Source organism: Arthrobacter sp. AK01 (genome assembly GCF_021109375.1).
GTDB lineage: Bacteria > Actinomycetota > Actinomycetes > Actinomycetales > Micrococcaceae > Arthrobacter.
In genome coordinates this window covers 50,106-66,808 of the sequence record NZ_JAJOHP010000003.1, presented here as the reverse complement: position 1 = coordinate 66,808, position 16,703 = coordinate 50,106, and the positions used below count along the sequence as shown (strand labels likewise).

The window sequence follows — 16,703 nt, the reverse complement described above, 5'->3', positions numbered from 1 at the left end:
GCCCGTACCTGGGGGCAACGAGCATTCGCGGGGTAATTGTGAAAAAACTGGCAGTGCCGGCCTCTATTGTGCTGGCCGGAGCGCTGGCCCTCTGTGTGGCCGCCTCCAGCCAGATCCTGCCGGCAAAGGAGGCAGGTCCGGGTGGCAACACCACTCCATCCGCCAGCGTCGAGTCTGGCCTGACCGCGCCTGAGTCAAGTACGACGCCGGACCCCTCACCTTCCGCGGGCGCCCCCGCGGCCGGCCAAGCGTCCGACCCCACCTCAGTGCCGGCCCTGGAACCGGGGACGGAAAGCGAAGCGCCGAGCAGACCCATCGCCGTGGACCCGGTCATCGAGACGCCGCCGCCCGTGCCGAATATCGGGCCGTCGTGGGGGCCTGACGATCCTTCCTCGGAAGACCCGGGCACCAGCAACCCGGCTGTTCCCGATCCCGTGGCCCCGGCGCCCTCGCAGACTGCGTCACCGTCCGCTATCCCGACGCCGTCAGCACCCGCCGTGGGACCACGCCCGTCAGGCACGTCGTCAGGCACACCCTCGGAGTCGCCGACCATCACGCCGACACCGTCGCCCACGGCGTCACCGACCCTCACGCCGTCAGCGGAGCCGGCCCTCACGCCCACGCCGTCGGCAACACCAACCGTCACCCCGAGCACAGCCCCCAGCCCGACAGCGAGCTCAACCCCCTTCCCCGGCAAAGCCCCGAGCGGCGACACCAACCCGGATAACGGCGCCCTCGCGCTCCTCCCGGACAGCAACACAGCGGCAATCCTGACGGTATTCAACGCGATCAACAGCTACCGTGCGTCCCTCGGCCTGGCACCGGTGAAGTACCACGCAACAGTCGCGGGCCTGGCCCAGGAGTGGTCCAACAACATAGCGACGCGCGAGGTGATCCAGCACCGCGCGAATTTCTGGACAGATCCGCGCGCGCTCAATCCGAACAACGGCGCGGGCGAAGTCATTGCCGTCCGCTGGGACCGTGACGCTGCCCAGCTCGTTGAGTGGTGGAAGGGGTCCCCGGGGCACGATGCCCTGCTGCGTGATCCCCGCTTCAACGTCATGGGCATCGGCATCACGTACACGGACGGTAACTGGCAGACCACGCCCAACCGGTACACGCTGTGGGGTGTGGTGAACTTCTTTGGCTACACCACCCTGCCGGCCGGAACCACCACGGCGCCGGGCGGAACGGTCACTCCTCCCACGGATCCTGTGGGAGCCTGCCAACCAGGCGATAAATTCCAACCGCCCACCGTCAACCTCAGCAGCGCCTCGATCAGGAGCGCGGCTGACCTCGTCTCCATCGGGGCGGATGGAACGGTGTATTCCTACCCATCACTGGGGAACGCGAAGTACGGCGCAGCGCGCAAGATCGGCATCGGTTTCACCGGGCTCAAGGAGCTGTTCGTTTCCGATTGGGATCGCGACGGCGTCTTCGATCTCATCGCCCAACGCACCGACGGGGCACTTCTGGTGTACCCGGGCAGGCAATCAGGCGGCTTCGGTTCACCTGGGGTGTTGGGCCACGGCTGGCAGTCCTTGAACATCGCCGTCGGCAACTGGTGTGCCAACAACCGCCTACCGCAGATTGTCGCGATGGATGCATCCGGCGGTCTTTGGTTATACAAGAACGCAGGGATGACGTACATCCGCTCGCAGGCCGCGATTGGTACCGGCAACAGGGCAGCCAGGCTCAGCATGGTGGACTACAACGCGGATGGTTTCCAGGATCTCCTGACCGTGGAGCCCAACGGATCCCTGCGGTTGTACCGTGGCAGCGGGCTGGCGACGCCGAAGCAGGAAGCCAGGCCGGTAGTGGGTGCGGCGTGGACGGACTATTCCGGGCTACGTTCCCTCCAGGGCGTGACGGGCGCGAGCACCACCGGCATCGCCGGCCTGGGCACCAATGGCGTACTGGAGTACTGGGACCTTACCTCTGGAAGGCTGACGACGCCTGTCGCTGTCGGCGGCGGGTGGAGCGGCTTCAAGCTCGCCCAATAACGGCTCACACCACCGAGCGCGACTCCATTACGGTCTTCAGCTGCTCCAGCTGTGCCACTTCGCTTTCCATGGTCTTCTGGATCATGCTGTTCATCAGCTTCTGCAGGCCCTTGGGATGGTATTCGAGGGCGAACCGGAGGCGGGTGGTTTGGCCTTCGGTGCTGAGGTAGTAACCACCGGTGGGCCGGGCCGGTCCTGCGACGACGGCGAAGCGTACTTCCGCGCCTGGCCGAGCTTCGGTGATCTGGAAATCGGCGGCGATGGGGCGGCCGCCAGGGCCGTTGATGGTCTGCTGGTACAGCGCGCCCTTATGCCCACGGATCCCGGACCGCAATGAGATGCTGCGGATTCCGGAGCGCCAGAGGGAGTTGTTCATGCCGTCCATGAGGAATCCGTAGACGGTCATGGCGTCCCTGCCTATCACCACTTCGTAGTCTGCAAATGCCACGGAAACCTCTTTCGGCGTACGGTTCGAATGTCGTAGCCCGGTTCCCCATACGCTGCAGCTAACACCTTCAGAATAGTCAGCGGGGGCGTTCGGGAACACATCGCGCACGAGCCTTGACCGAATGGTTATCTGGCTCTTCATAAAGTTACGGCTGACACAGTTCTGCCCGCGGGGTAGAGTTCCCGAGGCTGGCAAAAACCGAGTTGGGGGCGTTATGCGGGTTCTGGAACACCAAACTTTTGCAGGGAAAGCACGACGGCGGATGGCGGCGCGCGCTCTTTTCCTCGCCATGGCGGTGGCTGGCGGCGTCGTCGCTGCGGTGCCCGCTGCAGCTGCAGCGCCCATGGCGAATGCAGCTGCCACCCCGAAGGCAGCTATCCCGGCAACGGTGAATCCGCTGCCGGGCGTGGACCCGATCGGGGACCCGGCCAGCTTCTCCGTCCTGGTCAACAAGTCGCGACCGCTGAACCCGGCGGGCTACGCGCCGTCGGACCTTATCAATGCGCGCGGCTCGGGCCAGTACATGCGGGCTGAAGCCGCCGCATGGCTCAATGGACTGTTCCAGGGCGCGGCTGACGCCGGCACGGGCGGCCTGTCGATCGTGAGTGGCTACCGTTCCTATGACACCCAAAGCCAGGTCTATTGGGGCTACGTCAATGCCTACGGCCAGGCCTATGCCGACACCATCTCGGCCCGTCCCGGTTACAGCGAGCACCAGACCGGCCTCGCCATGGACATTGGCAACGCCGCGGGCTCGTGCGGACTCAGCACCTGCTTCGGCGACACCGTAGCGGGCAAGTGGGTGGCCGCGAATGCCCACAAATACGGTTTCATTGTCCGTTACCCCAACGGCTATACGGGCACCACGGGCTACAGCTACGAGCCATGGCACTTGCGCTATGTGGGCGTTGCCTTGGCCACCGATATGAACAGGCGCGGCTTCCCAACCCTGGAGCATTACTTCGCGGGCAACACGGCGGCCGCGGCCAGCATCAAGTCCGGCGCGGACCTGGTGGCTGCCGACGCCTCGGGCCGCCTGCTGCGCTACCCTGCGACGGCGGCCGGCGGCTATGCGGGTGCTGTCCAGATTGGTTCGGGCTGGTCCGGCTTGAAGCAGGGTTTCGTGGTGGACTGGGACATTGATGGGGTGTACGACATCCTTGCGCAGTGGAACAACGGCGTCCTCGGCGTGTACCGGGGCCTCCCGGGCGGCGGTTTCGCCAACCAGGTTGTGGTGGGCAACGGCGGCTGGGATCGCATGACCATCACCGTGGGTAAGTGGACGCACGCGCACGGCCGTCCCGGCGTCGTCGGATACTTCCCGGACGGTGTCCTGCGCTACTACCCCAACACCTTTGGTGGTGCGCTCAGTGCACCCCAGATTATTGGCAAGGGCTGGAACGGCATGGAGCTCACCATCGCCGACTGGGAAGGCGACGGCGCCAACGACATCCTTGCGAGGACGGGCTCCGGCTCGCTCATCAACTACCGCGGCGACGGTTGGGCCGGCTTCTACGGACCGGCCACCACCGTTGGCACTGGCTGGCAGTACATGCGTGTCCTGGCCCCGAGCTTTGGTCTGATGGGGGCCGGTACCTGCGGCATCACGGCACAGACAGCCGATGGCAACCTCTATAACTACGGCCTGGGCCGCGGTCAGTGGACAACGTACCGTCAGGTGGGCTCCGGCTGGAACAGCCTGCAACTGTTCAAGTAAGTGGCCGACGCGCCTGTCATGAGCACCCCCGCAACTGCGCTAAGCTAGGACTCGCTCGGGGCGAATTTTCCCGGGCAGCGCGGGCGTAGCTCAATGGTAGAGCGCTAGCTTCCCAAGCTCGATACGCGGGTTCGATTCCCGTCGCCCGCTCAAGGAAAACCCCGGATCCAAGGATCCGGGGTTTCTTTGCGTCCAAGGCATGAAACGTCCGACGGCGGTACTCGCCAAACAGGGCCGCGCACCCGTCGACCGGGAGGCTTCCCGAGCCTACACTCGTACGTACATCCACCTATCCGGGAGGTCCTCCAATGACTCTCACCGACGATGGTGAGGCGGGTCCACTCGCCGTCATCAACCGCCTGCTGGAAGCCACGAACAAACACGATCTGGAAAGCCTGGCGGCGTGCTTCGCGCCCGGCTACGTCAATGAAACACCGGCGCACCCCACCCGGGGATTCACTGGCCGGGACACCATCCGCAGCAACTGGGAACAACTGTTCACAGGCGTTCCGGACATCAAAGCGCATCTTCTCTCGCACAGCGTCAGCGGCGGCACGATCTGGACCGAACTGCACTTGAAGGGCGCCTGGCGCGACGGCACCCCGCACGAGATGACCGGCGTCATCATCTTCGGCGTGGGCGAGGGCATCATCAGCAGCGCCCGTTTCTACTTGGAGCCGGTGGAGAAGGTTGTGACGGTGGACGACACTGCCGATCGCGTGACTCACCGGGTGACGCATGGACGTCCGGCGGAAGAGCCTGCGAAATGAAGCCGGCCCGCTGACCCCGGCGCAGTGATCAAGGCCACTGCGCCTCGTTGCGAGGTGTATCGTCAGGAGTCAGGAGCCATTTCGGCTCCGCTCTAAGGGAGCCATCATGGGCGACAAATCACCGCGCCAAACCGCATCGAAGAAATCCAGTAAGTCCATCAAGGAAAAGCGAGCGGATAAGCGGGCTTCCGAGTCCTCCGCCACCGAGGCCGCAAAGCCCTCTACCGGCAACAAGAAGTGACCGCGCCAACTGGCCAGCTGAGCATAGGCGTCCTTGCTACCTCGCTGAAACCCAACGAGCGGCGTCTGCCGATCCACCCGCAACACTTGGAGCGGATCGCTCCGGACGTGCGCCAGCAACTACATTTTGAGTTCGGCTACGGCGAACGCTTCGGTGTTCCGGACAGCAAGCTCGAATCGTTGGTGGGCGGGCTTGGCACGCGCCAGGAGTTGATTGCCACCAACGACGTCATTCTGCTGCCCAAGCCGCAGGCCCAGGATCTTGCCGAGCTCCGTGACGGCCAAACACTGTGGGGCTGGCCGCACTGCGTCCAGGACCGGGCCATCACCCAGTTGGCCATCGACAAGAAGCTCACGCTCATCGCCTTCGAGGCCATGAACCACTGGGCCGGTGATGGTGGATTCGGCCTGCACGTTTTCCACAAGAACAATGAGCTCGCGGGGTACTGCTCCGTGCTGCACGCCTTGGCGTTGACTGGTTCCACCGGCGATTACGGCCGCCGCCTGAGCGCTGTGGTGATTGGTTTCGGGGCAACTGCCCGCGGTGCCGTCACGGCCTTGAACGCGCATGGCGTCCATGACGTCCAGGTCCTGACCAACCGGGGTGTGGCAGCAGTCGGGTCTCCGATCCATTCGGTACGGATCGTGCAGTTCGACCATGACAGCAAAGCGCCGTTCCTTAGCGAAGTCATCACGAACAACGGGCGCAAGCCGCTGGCGCCGTTCCTCGCGGCGGCAGACATCGTGGTCAATTGCACCCTGCAAGACCCGAACGCTCCGCTGACGTACCTGCGGACCGAGGACTTGGCTGAGTTCAAGCCGGACAGCCTGATCGTGGACGTTTCCTGTGACGAAGGAATGGGGTTCAGCTGGGCCCGGACCACCACGTTCGACGAGCCGATGTTCCGTGTGGGCGGGCACGTCAACTACTACGCCGTGGACCACAGCCCGTCATACCTGTGGAATTCAGCCAGCTGGGAGATCAGCGAAGCCCTGCTTCCGTTCCTGGACACCGTGGTGGCAGGACCGGCCGCGTGGGATGCCAACGAGACCGTATCCCGCGCCATCGAAATACGCGACGGCGTCATCCGAAACCCGGACGTCCTGGAATTCCAAGGCCGCTCAGCGGAGTACCCGCACCTGGCTACCGTTTAACGGACGCCATCGGCCTAACCAACCGCACATTGCAGCGCCCGCGGTGCCTCCGCGGGCGCTGTCTGTGTCTAGGCCGCCTGCGCCCGGTCCACGATCCGCAGTACCCGCCGCCTGTCACGCAGGTCCACCTTGAGGTGGAGGGAGGACTTCCGGGCCAGGACCACGGCGACCACCGCAGCTGCGATGGCCGGCACGCCACCGGAGATCAGGACAGCAAGGTGCGGACCAAAGTGCTCTGCCAACCAACCCATCATGGGACCACCAATGGCTTGGCCACCAATGAGCACTACGAGGTAAAGGCTCATGACACGGCCGCGGATGCTCATGTTGGAACTGGTCTGCACCATTTGGTTGGCCGCGGTGAGGAACATGAGGCACCAGAATCCGGCGAGGACCATGGTGACGCTGAACCACACCATGGACGGCATCAGAGACGACGCGCAGAGCATGAGCCCGTACAACCCCGCCGACGTCACCACCGAGCGCAACCGAAGCTGACGACGCCGGGTGGACGCAACTGCTCCCGCGAGTGCACCGAGCGCGACCATGGCGTTGAGGAGGCCGTAGCCTCCGGCGCCGGCGTCGTACACGTGGTCTGCAAAGGCGGCCAGCAGCACTGGCAGGCTCATCGCGAAAACTGCAACGAAGCCGGCCATGAGCCACGGCCAGTAGATAGTGGGCTTGCTGAGCGCATAATTGAGGCCCTCACGCAGCATCCCCTTCTTGCGGGGTGTCGGCTGGCTGAGGTGCAACTGGTCCTTGCGGAGGATCAGCAGCATGGCCACAGTGGAGCAGCATGCCACCGCGTTCGCGGCGAAAGCCCATCCGGCGCCCACAGCCGTCAGAAGTACGCCGGCAAGCGCCGGACCGATCAAGCCTCCCAGCTGGAAGGTTGTGGAGTTCACGCTGATGGCGTTCCGCAGGTACTTGGGGCCGACGAGTTCGTTGACGAAGACCTGGCGGGCCGGCTGGTCCAGGACCGTCACGAAGCCCAGGGCAAGTGCGATGACGTAGACGTGCCACACTTCGACGCGGCCGCTCAAGGAAAGCACTGCCAACAGGGCTGCCAGCACAGCTGCCGCCGATTGGCAGATGATGAGGATCTTGCGCTTGGCAAAACGGTCGGCAATCATGCCGCCCCACGGACCCAGGAACAGTGAAGGCATGAACTGCAGCGCCACGGTAATGCCGACGGCGGTGACGGAACCGGACAGCTGGAGCACCATCCAGTCCTGGGCGATGCGCTGCATCCAGATGGCGATCACGGCAATGAAGTGGCCGATCGCGAAAATCCTGAAGTTGGGGACCTTCAGCGAGATGAAAGTGTGACGCCAGGGCAGCTTTTCACTCACGACGGCGAGTGGCTGGGTGACGGTGTCCGGAGCCGGAGGGGCGGACAGGGAATCGATGACGGGCTGGCTGACGTTTGCCGCTGAAGGCGGTGGGGGTGCCAAAAGTAGTCCTCGGATCGAGAGTTTCGGTGGGATACGTTTAACGCTATGGTTGCCAGCAGCAATTATGGAAGCGTATTGCGCCTATAACTAGCATTGCGGAATGCAATGAGCCCTCTTCATCGGCGTAGTACTCCGGCCCGGCGCTGACCTGCGCTTTAGGAGTTCCGTGTTCGAACCTGTCCAGCTCCGTTCCTTTTTGGCCGTCGCGGAAACCCTGAGTTTCACCAAAGCTGCTGAGCGCCTTGGGCTGGCCCAGCCCACCGTCAGCCAGCACGTCCGCAAGCTGGAAGCCGCCGCCAAACGGGTGCTGGTGGCCCGTGATACCCGCGAAGTCAGGTTGACGGACAACGGTGATGCAATGGCCGGTTTTGCCCGCAGCATCCTTGCTGCCCACGATTCCGCTGCCCGGTATTTTTCCGGCTCGGCCATGCGCGGACGGCTCCGTTTTGGCACCGCAGACGACCTCGCCATCACGGGCCTCCCCCGGATTCTCCGCGAGTTCCGGCAGCTGTACCCGCAGATCAACCTTGAGCTCACTGTCAGCCAAAGCGATCAGCTGTATAAGCGGCTCAACGCCGGTCAACTGGACCTGGTGTTCGTGAAATGGGTGGCCGGCGCCAAGGAGGGCACGGTGGTCCGGCACGACAACTTCGCTTGGGTGGGCGTCGAGCAGACCGTGCTGGAACCGGGCGCGCCTGTGCCTCTGATTGCGTACCCGGCACCGAGTTTGAGCCGGAAGCTCGCCATCGATGCTCTGGAAGCGGAGGGCCGGACATGGCGGATCACCTGCAGCACCAAACAGATCAGTGGAGTGCTGGCGGCCGTCCGGGCCGGGATTGGAGTCGCCGTCATGCCGGCATCGCTGGTACCCGAGGACCTGAAGGTCATCACCCAGCGATTCGGGCTGCCGCCGGTGGGCGACGTGGACTTCACGCTGATCCGGAATCCGCTGGCCAACGCCGAGGTGATCGACGCCCTGACGCAGGCCATCATGGGCAGGACGCTCAGTAAGTCGAACTAGTGGACCGGGCGGCTTGACCGCCTGCGGTCCATGCGCCCGTTCCACCACCTCACTACCCGAAGATCGTCCGAAGCGAAGCGGCCTTCCGGTACGGCGGCCCGGATGCGTTCGTCGTCGAAAGGAAGACTGGGACGCAGCTCCGCGGGAAGCCACGGCGCATACGGTAAAGGCTCACTGACCCCCTCGGCGAGCATCTGCGCCTGGGCTTTGGCGACGAGGGGCACCGCCATGGTCCACTCTGTCAGCTGCGCCAGCGCGCGAATTGACCAGATGGGGGCTCGGACGTAAACAGGATGGCCACCCGCCATCCGGGCGATCCTGCGGACAGCCGCTCCAAGTTCGAGCTCTTCGGCTCCGACAACCGCGACGGTCGGGGTGGGCACGCGACCTTCGAGGGCGGCGATCAGGGTGTTGACGGCCTCTTCCACCGGTATGGGTCGAACAGTGCGCTCCCGATATCCGACCGTTGCGAAAACCGGGAAGCTGCGCACCGCGCGGGTCACATGGTCCACCATATGGTCTCCCTTGCCGTAGATCATCCCCGCCTTGAGAATCGTGTGCTCGATGCCCGACTGCCGCAGGAGTTCCTCGGCGGCCCATTTGGTCTCGTGATAGGCGGAGCCACAATCCGGACGGGCGCGAAGGAAGCTCAGCATGACGATTCTTTGGACGCCCGCCCGCCGGGCAGCTTCAATGACGGCGCGGGTGCCTTCAACGTGAACCCGCTGGAAGGTCTGGTCACCGATCTCCCGGTTGATCCCCGCGCAGTGAGCTACGGCGTCGCAACCTGCGAAGGCCTCCGTTAAGGCTTCGACGTCGGTGATTGCGGTCCCTGTCCGACGCGAAATGATGACGGTATCCGGCCTATTGAGTCGTTCCGCGAGGTGACGCCCTACAAAGCCGGTACCGCCGGTAATAGCCACACGCATGATCTAGCTCCTTCGCTTATTAGCAATTAAGCTAAACTGTATATAGCAATTGTGCTATATTGCAAACATGGCAGATGCAGCATCGGATATCTTCGCAGCGTTGGCGCACCCCACCAGGCGGCAAATACTCCAAGACCTCAAGGACGGCGAGTTGGCTGCGGGTGAGATAGCTGCGCGATTCAACGCCACCGGACCCACCATTTCCCGACACTTGAGCGTGCTGCGCCAGGCCGGCCTGGTCGCGGAACGGCGGGACGCCAACCGTATTCTCTACTCGCTCGTGGGTGAGCGCCTGGCCCTGTCGGTGGGAGACTTCCTTTCCACGGTGTGTCCCGAGCAGATCGTATTGCGGGAAGTCCGGAAGCGGAATCCATCCCGCCCCTCAACCAGGACGCCGAAAACGGCCAGGACATCTGAAGCCTGAACCGACGGCCCTAGTACGCTCGCCCAATATTTCAGTCCGGACCTGGGTATCGCTGAGCCGATCCGTCGCTACTGGATCAATCCGTAGATAGTGGCGTTCATTTCTGTTCAGCAGGCGATACGCACTTACCGGGTAAGCGCATTCCCAGTATCCTGTAAGCATGATCGACCTCACCACGCTGGCTGACCTCACGCCTGGCATCTGTTCCGTGACTCTCCGCTCCCACGGGATCGACGACGTCGTGCGAATTTCCTCCGACGCCGGCCTTGCCGGCATCGAGTGGGGCACCGATGTCCACGTCAGCGACGCGGAATCCGCCGGTCTTGCCAAGGCCGCTACGCATGCCGCGGGACTCACGGTCCTCTCCATGGGCTCGTACTACAGGTGCGGAGCCTTCGGGGATTTCGATCATGTCCTGGACCTGGCCACAGGCCTCGGTGCTCCGAGAATCCGGGTGTGGGCCGGGGAACTCGGGTCGGCGGGCGCCAGCCAGGAACACTGGGACGCAGTGGTGAGGGACACGCAGCGGATTGCGGATCTCGCAGCCGCCCGTGGCGTCTCCATCGCGTTTGAGTATCACGGCAACACCCTCACCGACTCCCCCGCCACCACCCTGGAGCTACTGACCCGGGTGAACCACGCCAACGTCGGCACCTACTGGCAGCCCGCCGTCGGACTTTCAGACCAGCAGGCGCTTGAGTCCCTCCACGAAGTACTCCCCCACGTGGTGGGCGTCCACTGCTTCTCCTGGGGGCCCGTTGCCGAACGCTTCCCGCTGCGGAACCGGAAATTGTTGTGGCAGACCGTCACGGACGTCCTGCGGGGCAACGGCAAGGACATGGACATCATGCTGGAGTTCGTCGAGGACGACCTTCCGGACAACGTCATCAACGACGCCTCCTTCCTCCACACCATCACCCTCGGCGAGGACTAAGCGGGACGAGGATTAAGCCCACATTCGGCTGAGCCAAGCGGCGCACAGTCCAGTCCACTGATCAGCGCCGGCCGTTCCCGAAGCCAGACCAATACCGTGGACGCCGTGCGGGAAGACGTGCAGTTCCACCGGGACCCCGGCCCGACTGAGCGCGCCGGCATAGGCGAGGCTGTGGCCGACCGGGACCGAGTGGTCGTCAGCAGTGTGCCAGAGGAAAGCGGGCGGCGTGGCAGGGGTAACGTGCAGATCCGTTGACAGCTCCCGCAGTACCTCCGGCCTGGCGCCTGCTCCGGCAAGATTGTCCACGGACCCCTGATGCACCGAGTCCACAAACGAAATCACGGGATAGCAGAGGACACTGAGGTTCGGCAGGGCCCCTGCAACGTCCAGTGAGGGGTCGCCGGTGGACACCCCGACGGACAACGTTGACGCCACGTGTCCGCCAGCCGAAAAGCCCAGGACGCCTACGCGCGATGGGTCAAGGTTCAGGCCATGGTCACCACGACGAATCCACAACATGGCCTGTTTCGCGGCGGCGAGCGGCGCCGGATGCCTGTCCGGAGCCACCGGATATCGCAGGACGAACGCATGGATCCCCAGTGAGGCAAGCCATTCAGCCACCGGCTCCGCTTCGTGGTCGGCCGTTTTGGCGTAGCCTCCGCCGGGAAGGACCAGGACGGCGGGCGCCGCTTCAGTGGAAGGCCCCGCCACACCGGAATGTCCGACGGCGGGAATCACCGTGAGCGCCCGGGGCGCCTGTCCGCGCCGTGGTGTCATACCTGCGATTCAACCGGAGTTTCAGTGCTGCGGCGGAGCTTGACCGCACCGCTGACGGGAGGAGTATCGGGATCGCCTGCAGCGAGCCGTCCAATGTCTTCAAGCGGCAGGTGCACGGTGGAGAGGGCCGGGCGGAAATCGCGCAGGGTTTCGATGTCATCAAAGCCGGCGATGGTGGCGTCGCGGGGAATCCACACGCCCTCCGGTCGAAGGGCGGCAGTGACTCCAATGGCCATGACGTCATTGACGGCGAAGATGCAGAGCCGCTCCTTTGATGCCTTGATCCGGTCCGCAAGCGCCAGGCCGGCCTCGTACCCTCCGGCACGGTTGAAGCCGGTGCGGATAACCTCAGCCTGCGGCCTGCCGGCATCCGCGAGCCCTCGTTGGAAGCCGCGGACCCGATCATCTGAGGTGTACAGGCCTTCAGGGCCGGCGACGATCAGGAACGCACCTTCGTGCGCGGCTGCCAATTCAGCGGCAAGGCCGGCAGAGAGTTCCTCGTTGGGGACTTTCACCACGTGGTAACCCTCCTCCGTGGAGACACCAACAACCGGGTGACCAACCACCCCCACGTGCCCACCATTGCGGCAGTAGCGGTCCAGCTCTGCGGCCAGCTCAGTATTTCCTTGCTTATCCTCGGTCCGTACCGAACGTGAACCGGCAATGACGATCGAGTCTGCGCGACGGGCGGCGAACGCTGCCACGGCCTCTTTTTCATCCGCCGGAGCACCGGACGTGCTGGCCAGGAGAACCATGCGGTTCTGCTGGCGGGCCGCTTCCTGGACGCCGCGGGCAATAGCGGAGAAGTAGGGATCGGCGATGTCGTGGACAATGAGGCCGATCAAGCCCGAACTCGACTTTGCGAGCGCCTGTGCCTGCGCATTGGGAACATAGCCCAGCTTGTCGGCGGCCTCGCGGACCCGCTCGGCAATGTCCTCCGCCGGCTTACGGGTGGAGCCGTTGAGTACCCGGGAGGCAGTGGCCAGGGAAACCCCGGCCAAACGGGCAACTTCACTCAGTGTGCTGGCGGCCACGTGGGCCCTCCTTTTCTGCAAGCGTCGGGACTGGCGCTAAGGAAATTATGTCAGTCTTCCGAGAGTTTTGGGAAAGCGCTTGCCAATCCGGCGCGCCATAGTGCATGATCGAATGCAACGGGAATGCGCTTTCCCACATGAAACGTCAAACACCGGTATCCGCAGAGCGACCGGCACACAAGGCACTGGAGAAAACATGGGCTTCGAAACAAAGACGATCCGCATCGCCATGAACGGCATCACCGGCCGTATGGGCTACCGCCAGCACCTGCTGCGGTCCATCCTCCCCATTCGCGACGCCGGCGGCTTCACTCTGGAAGACGGCACCAAGGTTCAGGTTGAGCCCATCCTCGTCGGCCGTAACGAAGCCAAGATCCGCGAGCTCGCCGAGCTCCACAAGGTCTCCGAATGGACCACCGACCTGGACGCAGTCATCGCCGATCCCACCGTGGACATCATCTTCGACGCTTCCATGACCAGCCTCCGTGCCGCCACGTTGAAGAAGGCCATGCGCGCCGGCAAGCACATCTTCACCGAGAAGCCCACGGCTGAGACCCTCGAAGAGGCAATCGAACTCGCGCAGATCGGCAAGGAAGCCGGCGTCACCGCAGGCGTCGTGCACGACAAGCTCTACCTCCCGGGCCTGGTCAAGCTCCGCCGCCTGGTGGACGAAGGCTTCTTCGGCCGCATCCTCTCCATCCGTGGCGAATTCGGCTACTGGGTCTTCGAAGGCGATGTCCAGGCTGCACAGCGTCCGTCCTGGAACTACCGCAAGGAAGACGGCGGTGGAATGACCACGGACATGTTCTGCCACTGGAACTACGTCCTCGAAGGCATCATCGGCAAGGTCAAGAGCGTCAACGCCAAGACCGCCACGCACATCCCCGCACGTTGGGACGAGGCCGGCAAGGAATACAAGGCCACCGCGGACGACGCTTCCTACGGCATCTTCGAGCTCGAAACCCCGGGCGGCGACGACGTCATCGGCCAGATCAACTCCTCCTGGGCCGTCCGCGTCTACCGCGACGAACTGGTTGAGTTCCAGATCGACGGCACGCACGGTTCCGCCGTCGCCGGCTTGAACAAGTGCGTTGCGCAGCAGCGCGCCCACACCCCGAAGCCCGTCTGGAACCCGGACCTGCCCGTCACGGAATCCTTCCGCAGCCAGTGGCAGGAAGTCCCCGCCAACGCTGAACTGGACAACGGCTTCAAGCTGCAGTGGGAAGAATTCCTGCGCGACGTCGTCGCCGGTCGCGAGCACCGCTTTGGCCTGCTCTCCGCCGCCCGCGGCGTGCAGCTGGCCGAGCTTGGCCTCCAGTCCTCGGCCGAGCGCCGCACCATCGACATCCCGGAGATCACCCTCTAATGACGTCACTCATTCTTCCCACCGACGACGGCGGCACCCGCGAGTACCGCCTTCAGCCCGCCACTGCGTGGGTCAAGCCGACCGCACCACTGACCGCCCGCCGCGCTTACGCCGCTGCGCACGTCATCCCTGAGGTCGCCGCCGACAACACACCCGGCGCTCCGGCGCAGCTCGACTGGGATGCCACCCTGGCGTACCGGCACGAGCTGTGGTCCTACGGTTTGGGCGTGGCCGATGCCATGGACACAGCACAGCGCGGTATGGGCCTTGACTGGGCAGCCACCCAGCAGCTCATCAAGCGCACGGGTGCCGAGGCCGCTTCCGTCGTGGCTGGCAGCAACGCGGCGACGGCAGGCAAATCCGTCCGCGACCTCGTATCCTGCGGCGCAGGCACTGATCAGTTGGACATCGCCACGCTTCCCGAGGGTGCGGCCGGTATCCAGGCCGTCATCGACGCCTACCGTGAGCAGATCGCCGTCGTCAGCGAAGCCGGCCCCAAGGTCATCCTCATGGCCTCCCGCGCGCTGGCCAAGGTTGCCAACGGCGCCGACGACTACCTGCACGTCTACTCGACGCTCCTGCAGGAAGTTGACCAGCCCGTCATCCTGCACTGGCTCGGCACCATGTTCGACCCCGCGCTGGCCGGCTATTGGGGTTCCGACGACGTCTCTGTCGCTACGGAAACGTTCCTCAGCCTCATCCGCGAGCACTCGGACAAGGTTGACGGCGTGAAGGTTTCGCTGTTGGACGCCTCGCATGAGGTCGCCCTCCGCGCCGCTTTGCCGTCGGGCGTCCGCCTCTACACAGGCGACGACTTCAATTACCCGGAGCTGATCGACGGCGACGAAACCCACCACTCGGACGCCCTGCTGGGCATCTTCGCGGCGATCTACCCGGCCGCTTCGGTGGCGTTGCAGAAGTACGACGCCGGCCAAGGCGCCGAAGGACGCGCCATCCTGGACTCCACCCGTGAGCTCGGAAAGCACATCTTCAGCGCTCCGACGTTCTACTACAAGACCGGTATCGCGTTCATGTCCTGGCTCAACGGCAAGCAGCCCGGTTTCCAGATGGTGGGTGGCCTGCACTCCGGCCGTTCCGTCCTGCACCTGGCCAAGACCTTCGAACTGGCCGATCAGGCCGGCCTGCTGAAGGATCCGTCGCTGGCAGCCTTCAGGATGTCGGACTTCCTGCGGATCAACGGGGTAGGCGCATGAGCGCGGACTTCTCCCGGCTTTCGCTGAACAGCGCCACCACCAAGAAGTGGACGCTTGCTGAAGCCGTGGATGGTTGTGCCCGTGCCGGTATCCCCGCAATCGGGCCTTGGCGTGACCGTGTTGCCGAGGCCGGCCTGGACAAGGCAGCCAAGCTGATCAAGGACGCCGGCCTTCGGGTTTCGTCCCTGTGCCGCGGTGGATTCCTTACGGCAGCCGACGCCGAGGGACAGGCCGCTGCGCTGGCCGACAACTTCGAGGCCGTCCGTGAAGCAGTAGCCCTGGACACGCAGGAACTGTTCCTGGTGGTCGGTGGACTCGCTCCCGGTGAGAAGGACGTCGTCGCTGCCCGCCAGCGCGTCGCCGACCGGCTCGAGGAACTGGTTCCGTTCGCTTCCGAGAACGGTGTGCGCCTGGTGCTGGAACCGCTGCACCCGATGTACGCAGCAGACCGCGCACTCATCTCCACCCTCGGCCAGGCACTCGATCTCGCCGCGCCGTACGACGCAAAGGCTGTTGGCGTCGCCGTCGACACTTTCCACGTCTGGTGGGATCCGGAACTGAAGGCCCAGATCGACCGCGCCGGTCGCGAAGACCGCATTGCCTCCTACCAGGTATGCGACTTCAACCTGCCGATCGCCGCGGACGCGCTGTTGTCCCGCGGCATGATGGGCGACGGCGTCATCGACTTCGCGACCATCGGCACCTGGGTCAGGGACGCCGGATACAAGGGCGACATCGAGGTTGAAATCTTCAACCAGGAAATCTGGGACGCAGATGGCGACACCGTTCTGGAGACCATGAAGCAGCGCTACGCGGAGCTCGTCCTCCCGTTCGCCTAACAACGTGATCCTCCCGCGGATGCCCTAAGCTCCGCGGGAGGATCACTCCAAAACCAGCGGGTCCCTGCCAAGGTCACGGCAGGGGCCCGCTTTTGTGTCCTGGTTGTATGTCCGTCTTGGCAGGGCGTACGGCTGACACCCACTTTGATTTCCGAACCGGCCTGACACGCCGCATTGTGGGTGTGTCGCAGGGGCCGTGGCTTCCAAAGTAGGTGGTGGCGGTACACCCTGTTTGCAGCATCGCTTAGCCGCGCCCTGTCTTCGGCCTCACCGCCGCTCAATGCCGATGACACCCGGATTTCCGTGGCTTGCTTCGGCTTCTGGGGCTCAACGGACTTGCGCGGTGCCGTCCCGTCCCGGCAGAGGGAACAGGCTCGA

Annotated in this window: 16 protein-coding genes and 1 tRNA gene; 12 read left to right on the top strand and 5 right to left on the bottom strand. The window is 64.3% G+C overall.

Annotation, left to right across the window (positions count from 1 at the left end; translation table 11 throughout):
• Positions 1 to 53 precede the first annotated feature (53 nt).
• On the top strand, positions 54 to 2,003 hold the full coding sequence (locus tag LN996_RS01830) for a CAP domain-containing protein (protein WP_231338492.1): 1,950 nt from the start codon (positions 54 to 56) through the stop codon (positions 2,001 to 2,003).
• Between the two features lie 4 nt (positions 2,004 to 2,007).
• On the opposite strand, the gene LN996_RS01825 is transcribed toward LN996_RS01830, so the two are convergent.
• Positions 2,008 to 2,451 carry a hypothetical protein gene (locus tag LN996_RS01825; protein WP_231338491.1) on the bottom strand — a complete coding sequence of 148 codons (444 nt, stop codon included), beginning with the start codon at positions 2,449 to 2,451 and terminating at the stop codon, positions 2,008 to 2,010.
• 262 nt (positions 2,452 to 2,713) lie between these two features.
• On the opposite strand from LN996_RS01825, the gene LN996_RS01820 reads away from it, so the two are divergent.
• The 5 genes from LN996_RS01820 (at position 2,714) to LN996_RS01805 (ending at position 6,333) form a co-directional block, all read left to right on the top strand.
• On the top strand, positions 2,714 to 4,168 hold the full coding sequence (locus tag LN996_RS01820; protein ID WP_231338490.1) for a D-alanyl-D-alanine carboxypeptidase family protein: 1,455 nt from the start codon (positions 2,714 to 2,716) through the stop codon (positions 4,166 to 4,168).
• Between the two features lie 79 nt (positions 4,169 to 4,247).
• Positions 4,248 to 4,318 (top strand) — tRNA-Gly (locus LN996_RS01815).
• 158 nt (positions 4,319 to 4,476) lie between these two features.
• Positions 4,477 to 4,938 carry a nuclear transport factor 2 family protein gene (locus LN996_RS01810; RefSeq protein WP_231338489.1) on the top strand — a complete coding sequence of 154 codons (462 nt, stop codon included), beginning with the start codon at positions 4,477 to 4,479 and terminating at the stop codon, positions 4,936 to 4,938.
• Positions 4,939 to 5,044: 106 nt separating this feature from the next.
• Positions 5,045 to 5,179, top strand: a complete 135-nt coding sequence (locus tag LN996_RS23600; RefSeq protein ID WP_011776304.1) for a hypothetical protein — start codon at positions 5,045 to 5,047, stop codon at positions 5,177 to 5,179.
• Positions 5,176 to 6,333 carry a N(5)-(carboxyethyl)ornithine synthase gene (locus LN996_RS01805; protein WP_231338488.1) on the top strand — a complete coding sequence of 386 codons (1,158 nt, stop codon included), beginning with the start codon at positions 5,176 to 5,178 and terminating at the stop codon, positions 6,331 to 6,333. Before LN996_RS23600 ends, LN996_RS01805 begins: the two co-directional genes overlap by 4 nt.
• Positions 6,334 to 6,401: 68 nt before the next feature.
• On the opposite strand, the gene LN996_RS01800 is transcribed toward LN996_RS01805, so the two are convergent.
• Entirely contained in the window at positions 6,402 to 7,787 is a 1,386-nt protein-coding gene (locus LN996_RS01800; protein WP_231338487.1) for an MFS transporter, read from the bottom strand.
• 166 nt (positions 7,788 to 7,953) lie between these two features.
• Between LN996_RS01800 and LN996_RS01795 the strand changes: the two genes are divergently transcribed.
• On the top strand, positions 7,954 to 8,808 hold the full coding sequence (locus tag LN996_RS01795) for a LysR substrate-binding domain-containing protein (protein WP_024818365.1): 855 nt from the start codon (positions 7,954 to 7,956) through the stop codon (positions 8,806 to 8,808).
• Here the strand turns inward: LN996_RS01795 and LN996_RS01790 are convergent.
• Positions 8,805 to 9,737: an SDR family oxidoreductase gene (locus LN996_RS01790; protein ID WP_231338486.1), complete on the bottom strand. Its 933-nt coding sequence runs from the start codon at positions 9,735 to 9,737 to the stop codon at positions 8,805 to 8,807. The two genes, LN996_RS01795 and LN996_RS01790, sit on opposite strands and share 4 nt — an antisense overlap.
• A 67-nt stretch (positions 9,738 to 9,804) precedes the next feature.
• Between LN996_RS01790 and LN996_RS01785 the strand changes: the two genes are divergently transcribed.
• Together LN996_RS01785 and LN996_RS01780 are read left to right on the top strand one after the other, a co-directional pair.
• On the top strand, positions 9,805 to 10,161 hold the full coding sequence (locus tag LN996_RS01785; RefSeq protein ID WP_231338485.1) for a metalloregulator ArsR/SmtB family transcription factor: 357 nt from the start codon (positions 9,805 to 9,807) through the stop codon (positions 10,159 to 10,161).
• Positions 10,162 to 10,321: 160 nt separating this feature from the next.
• The gene (locus tag LN996_RS01780) at positions 10,322 to 11,095 is read left to right on the top strand and encodes a sugar phosphate isomerase/epimerase (RefSeq protein ID WP_231338484.1); all 774 of its coding nucleotides are present in this window, start codon (positions 10,322 to 10,324) and stop codon (positions 11,093 to 11,095) included.
• Between the two features lie 12 nt (positions 11,096 to 11,107).
• On the opposite strand, the gene LN996_RS01775 is transcribed toward LN996_RS01780, so the two are convergent.
• A complete protein-coding gene (locus LN996_RS01775; RefSeq protein WP_231338483.1) occupies positions 11,108 to 11,872 on the bottom strand; it encodes an alpha/beta hydrolase in 765 nt (254 codons plus the stop codon).
• Entirely contained in the window at positions 11,869 to 12,906 is a 1,038-nt protein-coding gene (locus LN996_RS01770; protein ID WP_231338482.1) for a LacI family DNA-binding transcriptional regulator, read from the bottom strand. Before LN996_RS01770 ends, LN996_RS01775 begins: the two co-directional genes overlap by 4 nt.
• A 196-nt stretch (positions 12,907 to 13,102) precedes the next feature.
• Here LN996_RS01770 and LN996_RS01765 point away from each other — a divergent pair, with 196 nt between their 5' ends.
• From LN996_RS01765 to LN996_RS01755, 3 genes are read left to right on the top strand one after another with little or no spacing between them, the layout of a single operon-like run.
• Positions 13,103 to 14,272 (top strand): Gfo/Idh/MocA family protein, encoded by a 1,170-nt coding sequence (locus tag LN996_RS01765; RefSeq protein ID WP_166842176.1) that lies wholly within the window; start codon positions 13,103 to 13,105, stop codon positions 14,270 to 14,272.
• Positions 14,272 to 15,486: a dihydrodipicolinate synthase family protein gene (locus LN996_RS01760; RefSeq protein ID WP_231338481.1), complete on the top strand. Its 1,215-nt coding sequence runs from the start codon at positions 14,272 to 14,274 to the stop codon at positions 15,484 to 15,486. The genes LN996_RS01765 and LN996_RS01760 overlap by 1 nt, the downstream gene beginning before the upstream one ends.
• Positions 15,483 to 16,325, top strand: a complete 843-nt coding sequence (locus LN996_RS01755; protein WP_231338480.1) for a sugar phosphate isomerase/epimerase — start codon at positions 15,483 to 15,485, stop codon at positions 16,323 to 16,325. The genes LN996_RS01760 and LN996_RS01755 overlap by 4 nt, the downstream gene beginning before the upstream one ends.
• Positions 16,326 to 16,703 lie beyond the last annotated feature (378 nt).